The sequence below is a fragment of the Streptomyces sp. NBC_00247 genome (assembly GCF_036188265.1).
Lineage (GTDB): Bacteria > Actinomycetota > Actinomycetes > Streptomycetales > Streptomycetaceae > Streptomyces.
The window spans coordinates 2,204,822-2,221,652 of record NZ_CP108093.1 but is presented as its reverse complement, the minus strand read 5'-3'; the positions used below and the strand labels follow the sequence as shown (position 1 = coordinate 2,221,652).

Annotated in this window: 11 protein-coding genes; 7 read left to right on the top strand and 4 right to left on the bottom strand. The window is 73.4% G+C overall.

Annotated elements, in window-relative coordinates; all coding sequences use genetic code 11:
- Positions 1–36 precede the first annotated feature (36 nt).
- Entirely contained in the window at positions 37–2,652 is a 2,616-nt protein-coding gene (locus tag OHT52_RS09130) for a glycosyl hydrolase family 65 protein (RefSeq protein ID WP_328719626.1), read from the bottom strand.
- Between the two features lie 507 nt (positions 2,653–3,159).
- Positions 3,160–4,281: a pyridoxal-phosphate dependent enzyme gene (locus tag OHT52_RS09125; RefSeq protein ID WP_328719625.1), complete on the bottom strand. Its 1,122-nt coding sequence runs from the start codon at positions 4,279–4,281 to the stop codon at positions 3,160–3,162.
- Between the two features lie 331 nt (positions 4,282–4,612).
- Between OHT52_RS09125 and OHT52_RS09120 the strand changes: the two genes are divergently transcribed.
- The 6 genes from OHT52_RS09120 to OHT52_RS09095 all read left to right on the top strand — a co-directional run bounded on the left by OHT52_RS09120 (position 4,613) and on the right by OHT52_RS09095 (position 11,837).
- Positions 4,613–5,365: a GntR family transcriptional regulator gene (locus tag OHT52_RS09120; protein ID WP_328719624.1), complete on the top strand. Its 753-nt coding sequence runs from the start codon at positions 4,613–4,615 to the stop codon at positions 5,363–5,365.
- A gap of 217 nt (positions 5,366–5,582) precedes the next feature.
- Positions 5,583–7,394, top strand: coding sequence for a purine-cytosine permease family protein (locus OHT52_RS09115; RefSeq protein WP_328719623.1), 1,812 nt, complete (start codon positions 5,583–5,585; stop codon positions 7,392–7,394).
- 208 nt (positions 7,395–7,602) lie between these two features.
- Positions 7,603–7,803, top strand: a complete 201-nt coding sequence (locus OHT52_RS09110) for an SPOR domain-containing protein (protein WP_328719622.1) — start codon at positions 7,603–7,605, stop codon at positions 7,801–7,803.
- Between the two features lie 207 nt (positions 7,804–8,010).
- The gene (locus OHT52_RS09105; protein ID WP_328719621.1) at positions 8,011–8,412 is read left to right on the top strand and encodes an NUDIX hydrolase; all 402 of its coding nucleotides are present in this window, start codon (positions 8,011–8,013) and stop codon (positions 8,410–8,412) included.
- A 166-nt stretch (positions 8,413–8,578) separates the two neighbouring features.
- Positions 8,579–9,019, top strand: coding sequence for an ATP-binding protein (locus OHT52_RS09100; RefSeq protein WP_328719620.1), 441 nt, complete (start codon positions 8,579–8,581; stop codon positions 9,017–9,019).
- Between the two features lie 190 nt (positions 9,020–9,209).
- On the top strand, positions 9,210–11,837 hold the full coding sequence (locus OHT52_RS09095; protein ID WP_328723666.1) for a SpoIIE family protein phosphatase: 2,628 nt from the start codon (positions 9,210–9,212) through the stop codon (positions 11,835–11,837).
- Between the two features lie 153 nt (positions 11,838–11,990).
- Here OHT52_RS09095 and OHT52_RS09090 read toward each other — a convergent pair whose 3' ends face one another.
- Together OHT52_RS09090 and OHT52_RS09085 are read right to left on the bottom strand one after the other, a co-directional pair.
- The gene (locus OHT52_RS09090) at positions 11,991–12,704 is read right to left on the bottom strand and encodes a PspA/IM30 family protein (protein WP_328719619.1); all 714 of its coding nucleotides are present in this window, start codon (positions 12,702–12,704) and stop codon (positions 11,991–11,993) included.
- Between the two features lie 127 nt (positions 12,705–12,831).
- Complete coding sequence (locus OHT52_RS09085; protein WP_328719618.1) at positions 12,832–14,973, bottom strand: TPM domain-containing protein; 2,142 nt, start codon at positions 14,971–14,973, stop codon at positions 12,832–12,834.
- Positions 14,974–16,040: 1,067 nt separating this feature from the next.
- On the opposite strand from OHT52_RS09085, the gene OHT52_RS09080 reads away from it, so the two are divergent.
- Positions 16,041–16,379 (top strand): helix-turn-helix domain-containing protein, encoded by a 339-nt coding sequence (locus tag OHT52_RS09080; RefSeq protein ID WP_328719617.1) that lies wholly within the window; start codon positions 16,041–16,043, stop codon positions 16,377–16,379.
- Positions 16,380–16,831: the final 452 nt, after the last annotated feature.

The following is a 16,831-nucleotide window of genomic DNA, read 5'->3' as shown; positions in this document are numbered from 1 at the left end:
GGGCCGGGTGGCCCCGGGCGGAGCCCTTCCGCCGCGCTACCGCACCTTCAGCTCCGTGATCCCCGCCGGCTCAGCCGGGTCCGCCGAGACCACCGTCACCCGGACCTCGCGCGCCGTGGCACCCGGGGTGTACGGGCGCCAGGTGCGGCCGTCCGCCGAGGTCTCCACGGTGTGGGCGGCGGGCGGTACGTCGCTCCACACCGGGTCCACCGAGGTGATCCGCAGCGAGCGGTCCAGCCGGACCGTCAGGGTGCCGGTGGCCCCGTCCGGGGACCAGGCGGTGGCGGAGGAGCCGTCCACAGCGGCCTCGGCGTAGAGCCCGGGGGAGGCGGAGTCGGCGGTGGCCGGGCGGCAGCGGGCGGCGTCGTCGGTGGGGGCGAGGTCAGGGCGGCGGGTGGGCAGCACCAGGGTGCCGGACAGGCGCTTCGGCCCCGCCGGGGTGTGCACGGTGAAGGGCGCGCCCGACGTCAGCCGGACCGTGGTGGTGGCGGGCCCGAGCGCGATGTCGTAGGTACGGCCCCGGTACCGCAGTCCCTTCAGGCTCACGCCCGCGCGCAGTTGGGGCGGCAGGACGGGGTCGAGCCGGATGCCGTCCTCGCGCAGCCGCAGTCCGGTCAGGCCGTGGGTGAAGACCTGGAGGAAGCCGCCCTTGCCGGTGAGGAAGTCCTCGGCGGGGAACCCGGACAGCGGGTCCGAGGCGCCGGACTTGGCCCCGCGCGCCTCGGAGAACAGGCCGAACGGGCCGCGCATGAAGGGACGTACGGAACGCTGGAGGTAGGTGTACGTGACGCACCCCGGCTCCCCGATGGCGGCGGCGTCGATCGCGTGCACCGAGTCCGTCATGGCCGGGCCGTCCGGATCGGTGCGCGCGGCGTAGAAGTCGAGGGTCGCGGCGGCGGCGCCCGGCTCCATGGGCCACTCCAGCGGGTACGTCAGCAGCACCGTGTCCGCCTGCTTGATCGTGGAGCCGGTGTACCCCGCGTACTGGAGGAAGATCTTGCGCTCCGGGTCGTACGGGATGCGCAGCCCGTCCGCGACCCGCTGCCAGGCGGCGGGCGCGGGCCGGCCGAGGAGGGTCGCGGCGCGAACGGCGTCGCGCAGGGCGGTCGCGGCGACCGCGTTGGTGTAGACCCCGTCGGTGACGCCGTTGCTGTATTCGTCGGGACCGGCGACGTTCACGATCGACCAGCTGCCGTCCGGGTTCGCGGTCGCCCGGGAGGCCCAGAAGTCGGCGATCCCGCTCAGCAGCGGCCAGCCGCGCTCCGCCAGCCAGGCGCGGTCGCCGGTGGCCAGCCAGTACTGCCACACCGCGAGCGCCACGTCGCCCTGGAGGTGGTTCTGGGTGAGGCAGTGCGGCGGGTCCCAGCTCTGGCACTCGGAGTCCAGGCGGCCCCGGCTCGCGCTGGTCCACGGGTAGAACAGCCCGTCGTACCCCAGCTTCGCGGCGTTCGCCCGGGCCGCGTCCCGGGTGCGGTAGCGGTACTCGACCACGGTGCGGGCGAGCTCGGGGCGGGTGGCGAGCAGCCCCGGGTACATCCACGTCTCGGCGTCCCAGAAGATCATGCCCGCGTAGTTGTCGCTGGTCGCACCGGCGGGGGCGACGCTGTCCGAGGCGCCGGTACGGGTGGCGGCGAGCAGCCCGTACTGGGCCGCCCGCAGCCATCGCTGGAGGTCCGGGCTGCCCGGCACCAGCACGTCGGACGACCAGTCGCGCCGCCAGAGCGCCGCGCTGTCGGCGAGCATCCGGGCCCAGCCGCGCCGGGCGGCCCGCCGGGAGGCCGCGCGGGCCGAGGCGAGCGGGGTGGACGAGGTGAGGGCGGTGTCGACGCCGACGTACTTCTCGACGGTGTACGACCGCCCCGCCCGCACCCGCAGCTCCCGGGTGAGCCCCGGGCTCCGGGCCGGCCGCAGGGTCTGGACGACGGCCCCCTCGACCCCGGTGCCGTGCGTGCGGAAGGTCCCGTCGTCCGCCACCGTCATCCGGCGCGCGCCCCGCGCGTCGAGCCGGCCGGTGACCGTGGCCGTGCCGCTCCACCGGGGCGTCAGCGTCAGCCGTACGGCACCGGCGTGGACGTGCCTGCGGTCCGTCAGGACCTCGTACACGAGGTCGGTGGCCCTGCCGTCCGCCGTGGTCCACCGCAGTGAGGTGCGGACCAGTCCGCAGGCGAGGAAGAGGGTCTGGCGGTAGTCCGAGATCCGGCCGGGCGGGGTGTCGGCGCCGAAGGTCTCCGTTCCGACGCGGAGGTCGAGCGGGGTCCAGCTCGGCAGCGCGGCGAGCACCTCGCGCCCCTCGGTGGTGCCTGGCTCGGCCCCGTACAGCCCGGTGACGAAGGCCCCGTCGTAGCGCGGGGTGTACAGCGGCCAGCCGGTCTTCTCCGGGTGGACCGCGTAACCCGCCCCGGTCGCCGGGACGCGGTGGCCGAGGTAACCGTTGCCGACGTACGGGTCGTACCCCCCGGCCTCACCGAAACGGGTGGAGGTCATCTCCCACGCGGCGTCAGCGACGCCCGGTGGGGCGGCGGTCCGGGTGCCGGGGGCCGCGCAGGAGGAGGGGGCCGCTTCCGTTCCGTGGGCGGCCACGGGGCCCGGAGCTACGACCAGGGCCGAAACGGTGGCCAGGCAACCGACGAGGGAGGTGCGCGCGTGTCTCACCCGTACGAAAATAGGGACGCGACCGGCGGGCGCCCGTCACGGCGCGCCTGACACCGCGCACGGCAAGCGAGCGGCCGACGGGCCGTCCTCCGAACGGAGCAGCCGGGCCGTGGAAGCCCTGGTCCGGCGCGCGAGAGGGAGGGGGATCATGTCCTACCCGGAACCGGTCCACAAGGACGGCCAGGGCGTCGTCAGCGCCACCTACCGGCCGGCGGGCGCCGCCGCCGAACTGGCCGCCCCGAACGGCAGCCGCACCCACCATCTGGCCAAGGGCACCGCCACGAAAGGTGCGTTCGGGCTGTACCGGGTGGACATGGCACCCCGGGCGGGCTGCATGGTTTCCGCAACGACGCAGACGCGGACGCCCCGATGCTCCTGCTCTTCGCCCCGGGGCCCCGCGCGAGGAGTACTTCGAGAAGGTGGCCGAGGCCGTCCACTGGCCGGAGGTGGAGCGGGCGGAGTTCTTCGTCGAGCACGACACCTACGGGGTGGGCGGCTGACGCGCCCTCACGCGGCCATCCCCGTCTTGAGTCCCGCCCCGCACACCGGCACCACGATGCTGCCCTCCGTCCACCCGCCGACCGCCGCCCAGCAGGCCACGGCTGTCGTCTCCGCGTAGAGGCCGCGACGGGCCAGGTCCCGCTGGGCTTCGCGGAGTCCGTCCTCCGTCACGGTGAGGAAGGTGCCGCCGGACTCGCGTACCGCCGCCAGGATCTGCGCGGCGCGGGGCGGGTCCGCGATGGCGATGCCCTCCGCGAGGGTCGGCGCCGGGGACGCCGGCTCCCGCAGCTGGGCCGCACCGGCGTGGAAGGCGGCGGCCAGCGGGGAGACCGCCTCGGCCTGGACGGCGATCAGCGCCGGACGCCGGTCGACGAGCCCCAGCGCGAGGAGTTCGGCGGTGGCGAGGGCGGCGCCGAGCAGCAGGGTGCCGTTGCCGACCGGGACGGCCAGGGCGTCGGGGAGCCGGCCGCCGAGGTCCTCCCAGAGCTCGTACACGTACGTCTTGGTGCCGTGCAGGAAGTACGGGTTGAAGACGTGCGAGGCGTAGAAGGTGCCCGGCTCGTCCGCGGCGGCGCGCGCCGCGAGCGCGGTGGCCGTACGGTCGCCGGGGACGGTCTCCAGCCGCGCGCCGTGGGCCCGGATCTGCTCGGTCTTCTTGGCCGAGGTGCCCTCGGGGACGTACACCGTGCAGGGCAGACCGGCACGGGCGCAGTAGGCGGCGACCGAGGTGCCCGCGTTGCCGCTGCTGTCCGCGACGACCCGGTCCGGGCCGAGGCGCCGTGCGAGTTCGGCCAGCATCACCGCGCCGCGGTCCTTGAAGGAGAGCGTCGGCATGAGGTGGTCCAGCTTCGCCGAGACGGTGGCGGTGAGCTCGACCAGCGGGGTACGGCCCTCGCCGAGCGAGACGGCGGGGCCGGCGAGCGGCAGCGCCTCCCGGTAGCGCCACAGGGAGGCGACGCGCCGGGCGAGGGCGTCCCGGTCGATCGGCCCCGAGGGGGCGAAGTCGAGGTTCCACGGGCCGCGGCACCGAGGGCAGCACCAGTGCGCGGAGGCGGCCTCGGCCAGGGTCCCGTCCCGGGGGCAGCGGTACGACGGCAGGGACGGAGGAGCGGTCACGGGTATGGGCATGGGGCCAGCCTGCCAGCCGGCGGGGCGGCGCGGCCGCCGATCGGGGAGGACAGGTGGCCCGCGTACTCCCCGCACACGGCCGCCTCGCGGGGCCGGGCGTCCGCCCCCGGACCGGTGCCCGGGAAGGCACGTGTCACGTCCTCGGGTTCCGGGGGCTTGCGGAGGGCGTGAAGTGGGCAGAGAACGGCCGGAAGAGCTGTGGTGATGCCTTTCGGACCATGCATGCGGCACCCCCGAATCACCACTTCGAGTGAAACTCTGGCCATCGCTTGTCCTGGGACACTCACGGTTGCCACTCTGTTGCGGTCTGTCAACGTGTTGGGAGTGGCCAGTGACTTTCGGTGAGCAGCCCGCCTATCTGCGCGTGGCGAGCGATCTGCGGGAGAAGATCGTCAAGGGTGCGCTGCCGCCCCATACCCGTCTGCCGTCCCAGGCGCGCATCCGCGAGGAGTACGGCGTCTCGGACACCGTCGCGCTGGAGGCGCGGAAGGTCCTGATGGCCGAGGGGCTGGTGGAGGGGCGCTCCGGCTCCGGCACGTACGTCCGGGCCCGTCCGGTACCCCGCAGGATCGCCCGGTCGGGCTACCGCCAGGGGATCGGAGCCAGCCCGTTCCGCCAGGAGCAGAGCGCGGACGGCGTCCGAGGCACCTGGGAGTCCCGGAGCGAGCAGGAGGAGGCCGGCCCGGAGATCGCCGCGCGCCTCGGCATCCAGCCGGGGGAGCGGGTGATGCGCACCCGGTACGTCTTCCGGGACGCGGGCGAGCCCATGATGCTCTCGACCTCCTGGGAGCCGCTCTCGGTCACCGGGCGGACCCCGGTGATGCTCCCCGAGGAGGGGCCACTGGGGGGCTGCGGGGTGGTCGACCGGATGGCGGCGATCGACATCGTGGTGGACAACGTGACGGAGGAGGTCGGCGCCCGGCCGGGGCTGGCGGACGAACTCGGCGACCTCGGCGGGGTACCGGGCCACGTGGTCCTGGTCATCGAGCGGACCTACTACGCGGGCGGGCGGGCGGTCGAGACCGCCGACGTCGTCGTCCCCGCCGACCGCTACCGCGTCGCCTACCACCTGCCGGTCAAGTAGGAGCTGTCCCGCCGAACGGCTCGCCCCGCCCGCCGCGCCACCCGACACGGGCGGCCGACCGCTGTGCGGTGCGGCGCGTCCGCCCGAGGTGACACAGACTTAACCCCCCGTCACCTGCCGTAACTCCCGGGCAACGCCCGGCGACCGCGGCCCGTCATGTCCGGCTCCTACCTTCCCGTCCGTCGCCGCACCAACGGACCGACGGACGGGAAGCCCCATGACGGACATCGCACCACCCACCACGGCCGAGACCCCGCAGTCCCCGCCGCGCACCGAGCCGCAGCAGCCCGAGCTCCGGCGTCCCGAGCCGCAGGGTTCCGAGGACACGTCCGGCTCCGGCGGGCCGGCCCGCAGCTACGCGGTCCTCGCCGCCGACGAGAGCCGCGAGGACTACTCGCTGCGCTACGCCCCGCACTCCTTCCGTCGCTGGTCGCCCGGCACGGTCGCGGGCACCGCGCTCGGCGGCATCGCCTATCTCGCGGACTTCGCCATCGGCGCGTCGATCGTCTTCACCTACGGCTTCAGCAGCGGTTTCGCGTCGATCCTGACCGCCGCCGCGATCATCTTCCTCACCGGCATCCCCATCGCCCGCGCCTGCGCGACGTACGGCCTGGACATGGACCTGGTGACCCGGGGCGCGGGCTTCGGCTACTTCGGATCGACGCTGACCTCGCTCATCTACGCGTCGTTCACCTTCATCTTCTTCGCGCTCGAAGGCTCGATCATGGCGCAGGCCATGCACCAGGCGATCGGGCTCCCGGTCCAGCTCGGCTATCTGCTCACCACGCTGATCGTGATCCCGATCGTGTTCCGGGGGATGGGCGCGCTCGCCAAGGTGCAGGCGTGGACCCAGCCCGTCTGGATCATCGGCATGATCCTGCCGTTCCTGGTGCTCGCCTTCGAGGCCCCGGACGCCTGGGGCTCGTTCAGCTCCTTCGGCGGTACGGAGGGGGCCGGCTCGGGCTTCTCCTGGCTCGGGTTCGGCCTCGGCACCGGGGTGGCGCTCTCGCTGATCGCGCAGATCGGCGAGCAGGCGGACTACCTGCGCTTCATGCCCGCGAAGACCGAGGCCAACAAGCGCCGCTGGAACCTCGCGGTGCTGGCCGCCGGGCCCGGCTGGGTGATCATCGGTGCCGCCAAGCAGCTCGGCGGGGCGTTCCTCGCCTTCGTCGCCCTGGAGGCGGTCGGCAAGACGCACGCGCTGGAGCCGATCGCCCCGCAGATCGAGGCGCTGCGGCCCTGGCTCGGCGGGTTCGCCCTGCCGGCCGCGGCGATCTTCGTCATCGTCTCCCAGGTCAAGATCAACGTGACGAACGCCTACAGCGGCTCGCTCTCCTGGTCGAACTTCTTCTCCCGCGTCACCCACCGGCACCCCGGGCGGGTCTGGTACATCTTCCTCAACCTCGCCATCGCGCTCACGCTGATGGAGATGGACATGTTCGCGGCCCTCAACAAGCTGCTGGGCTTCTACTCCAACGTCGGCATCGCCTGGATCGCCGCCGTCGCCGCCGACCTGGTCATCAACAAGCGGATCGGGCTCAGCCCGCCGTACATCGAGTTCAAGCGGGCGTACCTGTACGCGGTGAACCCGGCGGGCTTCGGTTCCATGGTGATCGCCTCGATCGTCTCGATCCTGGCGTTTTTCGGCCTCTTCGGTCAGTACGCGGAGGCCTTCTCGACCTTCATCGCCGCGGGGCTCGCGGTGACGCTCTGCCCGCTGATCGCCTGGGCCACGAAGGGCAAGTACTACCTGGCCCGGCCCAATCCGGTGAACGGCCCGGGCGTGGCGGTCGAGGACATCACCGCCACCCACACCTGCGCCGTCTGCGAGACGGCCTACGAGCTGCCGGACATCGCCGACTGCCCCGCCCACGCGGGCCCCGTCTGCTCGCTCTGCTGCTCGCTGGACGCCACCTGCGGCGATGTCTGCCGCAAGGCTCCGGCCGCGGGACCGGTGCTGATGCCCCTGCCCACGGTGCCGGTGGCCGGTTCCGCCACCGCCGCCCGGGAGGGCTCGCGCCCGGTGTGATCGCCTCCCCGTGCGGCGCGGTAGGGTCCCGTTCTCCCCTCCGGGGGCGCATCCGGACGGATGCGCCCCGTGTATGGCCGGTTCCGTATCCCTTTGTGCGATTCCGCATTCGCTGAGTGAAGGTCAGGCGTACGCTCCGGCATATGCGCACAGCGATTTCCTGGGAATCGTCCTATGAGATGTGCAGACCGGTGGGGAGAGGGGCAGCATGCTCGGGAGGAGCACGATGAGTGACAGCGCAGCTGTCCTCCCGTGGCTGGTGATACGGCAGGACATCAACGGCAGTACGTACCGCGTCGGCCGATACGCCACGCAGGAAGAGGCGCAGAAGGTCGCGGACGGGTTCGACACCAGGGAGCACCAGCAGCTCTACTGGGTCGAACGCGTGGGTGAGACCGCCCGCCCCTGACCGAACCGCGTCCCGGCGGCCGGGCACTTCCCTGACCAGGGGGTGCCCGGCCGCCGTCGTACGTCCCGCCGGTCCCGTGCCCGCCCCGCGCGCGGCCCCCGTACATCCGCACCGGCGCACGCCCCCGGGCGCGGAACGCGCCGCCGCGCGGAGGTAAGGTCCGCCCTGACCGGCCTGAACGCCAGGCCGGGGAACGAAGGCGGAGCGATGCCGGCCCTGATCGACACGGTGGCGTGGGTACGAGTGGAGAGCGGCAGGATTCTCTGCGCGCGGTCGAAGGGGAAGGACGTCTTCTACATCCCCGGCGGCAAACGGGAGCCGGGGGAGAGTGACCTCCAGACCCTGCTGCGGGAGGTCGAGGAGGAGCTGGCGGTGGCCCTCGATCCGGCGACCGTCGTGCACGCGGGCGTCTACGAGGCCCAGGCGCACGGGCACGCGGACGGCGTGGTGGTGCGGATGAGCTGCTACTACGGCGACTGTGAGGGCACCCCGGTCGCGAGCAACGAGATCGACGAGGTGGCCTGGTTCACCTATGCGGACCGGCCGCTCGTCGCCCCGGTCGACCAGGTGCTCTTCGACGATCTCCACGCGGCGGGCGTGCTGGTCTGAGAGCCTGCCGGGTCCTCGCGCGGAGTCTTTACGCGGACGGCCGTCGAAACGGCGACCCGGTGCACCCGTACGACCTACTTGGTAACGATCTGTGGTAATTCGTGGAGAGCGTCGGGTATGTCCACACTGACCCCTCGCACGATGAATCCGCTGTCGGCCCCGGGAAGTGATCGGCGTGATCGATACCGAAGGCGGCAGCGCCGAGTGGTCCTTCCCCGCGGAGCCGGGCTCCGTACGGGGTGCGCGGAACGCGGTCCGCGAGACGCTGCGCGCCTGGGAGCTCGGCCCGCCGGTCATCGACCTCACGGTCCTGCTCGTCAGCGAGCTGGTGACCAATTCGCTCCGCCACGCCACCGGGCCCATCGGGGTACGCCTGGTGAGGCCCGGCGACACCCCCCCGGACGCGCCGGACCCCGCACCCGACGACCACGGACTGCTGGTGGAGGTGTCCGATCCGCTTCCGGATCTTCCCACCCGGCGCAGCGCCGGCCCCGACGACGAGGGGGGCCGGGGGCTCCAGCTGGTGGCCTGTTCCGCACATCGCTGGGGGACTCGCAAGGGAAAGACTGGGAAGACGGTGTGGTTCGAGCTGCCTCTGTCTGGTTAGGAGTGGAGGGGGACGCACAGCGATCACCTGAGGTCGGGGCCGCCGACGAGAAGGACTGAGACCTTGCTGTGATCGTGAACGCCGTGTCGGGAGTGGCCGTAGTGCTGAATACTGCGCACAGGACCGGTCCGGTGTGTGAGCTGGAGGGGACGGTCGCGTGAGCGAGATACCTGGGACAGCGGGCGACATCGTGTGGCAGAGCAGCCCGCCTGGCTCGATATACGAGTACATCAGGGTTGCCTCCTTCTCGATGGGCCCGGACGGCCTGGTCGAGCAATGGAGCGGAAGGGCCGCCGATCTCTTCGGCATGGGTCCGGACGAGGTGATCGGCCGCGATCCCGTGGAGGCCTTCATGCCTGCCGAGCTGCGCCGCGGGGGGCACCGGCAGGTCCGCGAGATCCTGGACGGCAAGGAGTGGACGGGCCTCGTCCCGTTCCGGATTCCCGGGGAGCACGACGTACGCGGGCTCGCCGAGGTCTACGTCATGCCCAGCGTGACGGCCGCCGGGGAACGGGCCGCCCTCTGCATCGTGGTGGACGTGCGGGCCTTGCGCGGCATCGAGACGGACCTCGCCGCCTCGCAGGCAATTTTCGGCCAATCCCCCTTCGGTTTCGTGCTGTTCGGCAAGGACCTCTCCGTGGTCCGCGCGAACGAACGATTCGCCACGGTCTTCGGCGGGATGGCCGCCGACCACCGGGGACGCAGGGCCGAGGACTATCTGACCCGCCCCGAGGCCGACCGGCTGACGGAGACCCTGAAAAGGGTGCTGGCGACCGGGGAGTCCGTCACCGACCTCCGGCTCATCGGCACGGTCCCCGGCGACACCGACCGCCGCCACTGGTCGATGAACCTCTACCGGGTGCACAGCGGATCGGGACGGCCCACCGGGGTCGCCGGACTCGCCACCGACGTCACCAGCAGGCACGTCGCCGCCCGCGAGGCCGCCAGCGCCCGGCGCAATCTGCGGCTGCTGAACGAGGCCAGCGCCCGCATCGGCAACTCCCTCGACCTGGAGACCACCGCCCGCGAACTGCTCGACGTCGCCGTACCCGGCTTCTGCGACCTCGCCACCGTCGATCTCTTCCCCGCCGTGCTCACCGGCGCCGAGGCCCCGCACGCCGGCGGTCCCGCGCCCGAGCCCGGCGCGGCCTCGCCGGAGCTGCGCCGGGTCGCCCAGGCCAGCGCGGTCTCCGACGCCCACCCCCGGGTACCCGGCCCGCCGGACGCCCAGGTGCCGGCCGCGCGGTCCGGCGGGCACCCGATGGGCGCGCACCCGGCCACGGAGCACCCCGCCGGCGCGCGGGGAGGCGGGCCGGGCGCGGGAGAGCCCGCCCTCGGTGCCGTGCACCGCTACCCGTACGCCTCCGCCTGCGCCACCGCCCTGCGTACCGGCCGCGTCCACGAGGCGCCCGGCGACGGCCTCGGGTTCGTCCGGTCCACGCTCGCGGTGCCGATGGTCGCCCACGACACCGTGGTCGGTCTCGTCCGCTTCTCCCGTACGAAGGGCAGCGAACCCTTCGGCGAACGCGACCGGGACCTGGCCGGGGAACTGGCCGCCCGCGCCGCCGTCTGCATCGACAACGCCCGCCTCTACCGCCGCGAGCACGAACGCGCCCTGCTCCTCCAGCGCAGCCTGCTCCCACCGGGCGCCCCCGAGGCGGCGGGCCTGGACATCGCCTGCCGCTACCTTCCCGGCAACGCGGCCACCGAAGTCGGCGGCGACTGGTTCGACGTCATCGAGCTGCCCGGACACCGCACCGCGCTCGTCGTCGGCGACGTCATGGGACGCGGGCTGCGCGCCGCCGTCGCCATGGGCGAACTCCGCACCGCCGTACGGACGCTCGCCCTGCTGGACCTGGAACCCGCCGAGGTGCTCTCCGCTCTGGACGAGGTCGCCCGCGGCCTCGGCACCCCCGGCGGCGGCGACCGGCCCGAGGGCGGCGGCACCCAGTGGCCCTCCCGCGCGCTCCAGAAGTCCCGCGAGGCCGACCTCTCCGAGGTGTACCTCGCGACCTGCGTCTACGCGGTCTACGACCCGGTCACCCGGCGCTGCACCTTCGCCAACGCGGGCCATCTGCCCCCGGCCGTGGTCGAACCCGGCCAGGAGGCCCGGCTCCTCGACGTACCACCGGGGATGCCGCTCGGAGTCGGCGGCGAACCCTTCGAGGAAGTGGTGGTCGAGCTCGCCGAGGGCGCCCTGCTCACGCTCTACACGGACGGGCTCGTGGAGTCGCGGGACCATCCGCTCGACGAGGGCCTGGAGGTGCTCCGTACCGCCCTCACCGGACCCCGGATGCGGCTGGAGGCGGCCTGCGACCACGTGCTGACCGCCCTGGACACCCGGCACGGCGAGGACGACATCGCGTTGCTGATGGCCCGCATCCAGGGGCTGCCGGAGGAAGCGGTCGGCGACTGGACGCTGCCCCGGGAACCGCGTTCGGTCGGCAGGGCCCGCGAACTGGCCCGCCGACGGCTGACCGAGTGGAACCTGGACGACCTGGTGGACACCACCGAACTCCTGGTCAGCGAACTCGTCACCAACGCGCTGCGCTACGGCGAGGGCGAGATCCGGCTCCGGCTGCTGCGCGACCGCACCCTGGTCTGCGAGGTGTGGGACGCGGGGCTGGTCCAGCCGCGCCGCCGCCGCGCCCGCGACACCGACGAGGGCGGCCGGGGGCTGCAACTCGTCGGGCTGCTCAGCGCGGCCTGGGGATCGCGGCGTACTCCGCGCGGCAAGACCGTCTGGTTCGAACTCGCCCTGCCCGACGGGCGACCGGCCGCCGAACTCTCGGTCGAACAGCTGCTCAGCATGTACTAGTCACGCACTTACACGAGGAACGCGAGGGACGAAGGGGGCGGGGTGGGACGGTTCGAACCGTCCCACCCCGCCCCCTTCGTCGCCCCGCCCGTCCTGGCGCCGCGCGGATGGACCCGGCGGTCGGGGGGCGGTCGGGAGGTGGCCAGGAGGCGGTCAGGAGGAGGACTTCAGTGCGGCGAGGCGCGCCTCGACCTCCGCGCTGTCGCCCATGCTGTCCAGCTGCTCGAACTGCGCGTCGAGCGAGGACGCGGCCAGCTCCTGCTTGCCCACCGCCTTCGCCTCCTCGCGCCGGACCTTGTCCTCGAAGCGGTTCAGCTCGCTGGTCGGGTCCAGCACGTCGATGGACTTCACCGCGTCCATCATCCGGTTCTGGGCCTGTGCGGACTTGGCGCGGGCCACCAGCTCGTCCCGCTTCGCCTTCAGCTCGCCGAGCTTCGCCTTCATCTGGTCCAGCCCGGACTTGAGCTTGTCCACCACCTCGGTCTGCGAGGCGATCGTCGGCTCGGCCGTCCGCGCCTCCTTCTCCGACTGGAGCTGGCGGCCCAGGGCGACCTTCGCGAGGTTGTCGAACTTGTCCGCCTCCGCCGCCGATCCGGCCGTCCGCAGTTCGTCCGCCTTGCGGCTGGCCGCGAGCGCCTTGCCGCCCCACTCCTTCGCCGCCGCCACGTCCTCCGCGTGGTCCTGCTCCATCAGCCGCAGGTTGCCGATGGTGGCGGCGACCGCCTGCTCCGCCTCCGCGATGTTGTTGGTGTAGTCGCGGATCAGCTGGTCCAGCATCTTCTGCGGGTCCTCGGCCTGATCGATGAGGGCGTTGATGTTGGCCCTCGCGAGCTGGGTGACTCGGCCGAGAATCGTCTGCTTCGACATGGGAGCTCCTCTCCTGGAACGGGACGGTCGGGCGGTGCGCGACGGGGTGCGGTCGATGCCGGGCGGGGCGATTCGGGTACGGGCCCGGCAGCATCGGCGCCACCGGGCCGACAGGACCGGTCGACGGTCAGAAGCGGCCACCACCGCCTCGGCGGCCCCGCGTCCCCCCGCCGCCGAAGCTGCCGGGCCCGGCGCCGCCGAAGCCGCCCCCGCCGAACCCGCCGCCCCCTCCGAAGCCCCCGCCGAACCCGCGGCCACCGCCCCGTCCGCCGCCGCCGAGGAGTCCGCCGAGGAGGATGCCGCCCAGCACCGCCCCGCCCGTACCGCCGCCGCCCCGCATCCCACCGGGACCGGAGCGGCCGTCGAAGGCGCGTACGTCCTGCTCGGCCAGGGCCTGGGCCTGTCCGGCCAGCGCGTCGGCGCGCTGCGCCTCGGCGAGCGCGCGCTGCGGATCGCCGCCGGCCGCCAGCTGTCCGGCCTGCTCCGCGTGGCGCTGGGCCTCCGCGAGCCGGGTGCGGGCCTGGCTGCCGACCGCGCCGCGGTGCGTGGTGATGTAGTCGGCGGCGGCCGAGATCGCCGAGCGGGCGGAGAGCATCGCCTGGTCCAGCAACGGGCGGGCCCGGGTGTTGCCCTGGTCCCGTTCGCGCGCCCCGGCCAGCGACTCGTCCAGCGCCGCGTCCGCCTCCTCCAGCCGGCGCAGCGCGTCGATGGGGTCGTACGGTCCGCCCGCCACCTCGCCCCGTACGTCCGTCAGCACCGCCTCCGCCCGGCCGATCCGCCCCTGGAGGTCGGCCGTGGAGACGCCCTGCGCGGTGCCCCGCAACAGCCCGTGCGCGTCCGCGAGGTCGGTCTCCATCTCGGTGAGCGCGGCGGGGATGCGGGAGGCGGCCTCGGCGAGCTCGGCGGCCCGCCGTTCCACGGCGTCCACCAGGGTCGCGGCCTGGCGCACCGCGCTCTCCGCCGCCCGTACGAACACGGCGGCGCTGGAGTTGTCGCCGCCGTCCACCGCCTGGCGTGCCTGGTTGAGGGAGGAGGTGGCGAAGACCAGGCGCTCCTTCGCCTGTTCGACGTCGTCCACGACGGGGGCGGCGGCCGAGGGCGCGTAGTGCGTGCGCATCGCGTCCAGCGTCGAACCCGCCGTGGACGTACGCGCTGCGAGGTCGCGGAAGGTCACCTCCACCTCCGACAGCGCCTGCGGGGCGTTCTGCTCCAGGTCGCGCAGCCGGTCGAAGTCGGCCGACACCGCGTCGAGTCGCTCGTCCGCGGCGGTGCAGCGGCTGATGATCTCCGCCAGCATCCGGCGCTGGGTCGGCTCGTCCTCCGGGATCGCGTCGTCGAGTTGCTGGCGCAGCCGGAAGGACGCGGTCAGCTCGCTCTTGGCCCGTGCCACCGCGGCCGCGAACGGTGCCGCCGCCTCCTCGCCGAACTGGGCCGAGGCGAAGCCCAGTTCCTCCTCGCTGGTGCGTACCGCGTCGTCCGTGTCCACCAGCAGCTCTTTGGCGCGGGCGTCCAGTTCGGGCAGCGGGGTGGGTGGTTCGGCGGGCGTCCCGGCACCGGGAGCCCCGGCGCCCCAGCCGGCGGCGGCCGGTGTCGTACGGGTCTTCGCGCGCCGCTTGCGCCGCGAGAAGGCGTACGCCGCGACGAGGAGCACCGCGACGAACAGGACCGCGGGAAGCAGGAAGTCGCCGGCGTCGGTTCCGCCCGAACCGCTCGAACCGGGGTCGGCGGCACCGGGGGAGAGCGAGGGGGAGGGCACCGGCTGCCCCGCGAGCACGGCCGCGTAACCGTTCGCCGCGCCGATCGCCGCACCCGCCCAGTCGTTCACCCGCAGCGCCGGCACGACGGCGGTGCTCGCCACGTCCCTCAGCTGCGCGTCGGTGAGCCGGGACGCCTCGTCCACGGAGTACGCGTACTGCCGGTCGTGGGTGGCGACGGCCAGCAGCACGTCGTCCTGGCCCAGACCGTTGCGGGTGGCGGTCTCGTCGGCCCAGCTCTGCGAGGAGCGGCCGGAGAAGTCGCGCACGTACACGACGAAGAGCTGCACCCGCCGCTCGTCGAAGAGCGAGTCGAGCGCCGCCTCCACCTCCCCGGTACGGTCCCCGAGCGCCCCGGTCCGGTCGGTGATCTGCCCGTCCTTGGAGAGCGTGACGGGGTTGTCCGCCCACGCCGGAGCGGCGGTCCCGGCGGCCAGCCAGCAGGCCGCGAACAGCACGCCGAGCAGGGCCCGGCAGGTTCGGGAGCTGCGGATACGGGTCGCGGGAGGCGTCACATCTGGGAGGCTATGGCCACCTTTGGCACCCCGCGACCCGAGCATCCGGCGGGGGCGCGGGGCCTGGGAGGGGCCGGTCCGACCGGGGCGGAGCGCGTGGGTGAGTCCTCACGTCCTCGGCGGACTCGACGGCGGACTCGGACGGTGCCGGGCCCGGGGGGCCCGAGCTTAGGCGGGCAGGGCGACCGGCCGGGCTGGGTGCGGGGGAATCGCCACAGGTGGGCGTCCGTCCGTACCGCATCGCCCGCCGGGGCGCGGAATCCCCGCTCGCCGTACCCCTGCGTGCCGTCGCTGTCCGGGATGGATTACCTCTCCACGGCGCTCGTGAAAATCTGTATTGGTCGTAGTAGACATTGGGTGGTGGTGTGCCTATGCTTTCTCTCGTAGCCCAGAGAGACAGCAGGGCCCGGCAGGGATGAACTGCCGGGCAGCAGTACGGAGCAGTACCTGTAGTCGCAGTGCGCAGGACGGTGCGGTGGTGGAGTTTCGAAGCCAGGGTTGTCGCAGGACGGCGACGGGGCTGACGACCGGACCGGGTGGCCCGCAGTGATCAGGGGCCGCCGTGAGCAGTACCGCAGCCGATGCTGCGGCTGGAGTGCGCAGCAGTGAATGGGTGAGCGGTACCTCGGTGAAGGCGTCGGCTGCGGGCGCGCGCACCGGGAGGTTCGGCAGTGGGGTCCCAAGCCGGAGCGGACGCAGGACGGGCGACGGGGCCGGCTGCCGGAAGTGGCGCCGGGAAGGGTCACAGCAGTACGAGCGGTTGCAGTACCAGCAGTACGCAGTTCCCTGCCAGGTGAGCAGTTGAACACAGAGGGAAGAACGGAGGAGCCGAGCATCATCAGGATCGCCCGGACGCCACGCGAGTCCGGGTACCGCAGGACATCGACAGTGAGGTGGTCTCCGGTCACGCATCCGCGATCCCCGCACGCCCGGCGAAGTTCAGGCCGGGTCGGCGGAAACAGAAGGCCGGCGCAGTACCAGGGCCGGCAGATGGTGTAGCAGTTCCTTCGGGGCCCGGGAGCAATACGCTTCCGGGCCCCTCCACGTGTTCCACGAATGAGGTGCGAATGACCGCAGACGACCCGTACGGCCGTCTCGACGACGACGACTACCCCGCCTACACCATGGGCCGGGCCGCCGAACTGCTCGGCACCACCCAGAGCTTCCTGCGCGCGATCGGCGAGCACCGCCTGATCACCCCGCTGCGCTCCGCCGGCGGCCACCGCCGTTACTCCCGCTACCAGCTGCGCGTCGCGGCACGTGCCCGCGAACTCGTCGACCGGGGCACCCCGATCGAGGCGGCCTGCCGCATCGTCATCCTCGAAGACCAGCTCGAAGAAGCACAGCGCATCAACGCCGAGCACCGTGCCGCCGTCGGACCCGCGAACCCGACGGCCGCGGTCTGAGCGCACGTGAGGCGCCTCGTCACGTGGGATGCCTCGTCACGGACACCGCGACCGGGCTGTCGACGGGCGAGGCCGTGAGAGCCTCCACGCCGCGGCCGGCCCGAGCCCGGCCGCGTCCGGATCGTCCGGCGGTCGCAGGCGCCGACGGCCGGGGTGCCGCCGCCGGGAATGCCGGCGTCACCTGCCCCGGCGGACACCGCCCGCCCGCCGGCTCACGCCCATCAGGGCCAGTCCGGCCGGCAGGGCCAGGCTCCGGGCCCGGGACCGGATCGCGGTCGCGGTCACCGGGCGCCGCACCGGCGGCTCCACCGCCTCTTCGCCGAGCCGCCGGCCGAGCCGCCGGACGGGGTCAGGGCCTGCGGGACGGCTCGGGGGACGCCGTCGAACCGGGAGTCTCCGCGCCGGGGGAGTCCGCCTCGCCAGGCGTCGCCCGGCGGACGGCGGTGGACGAC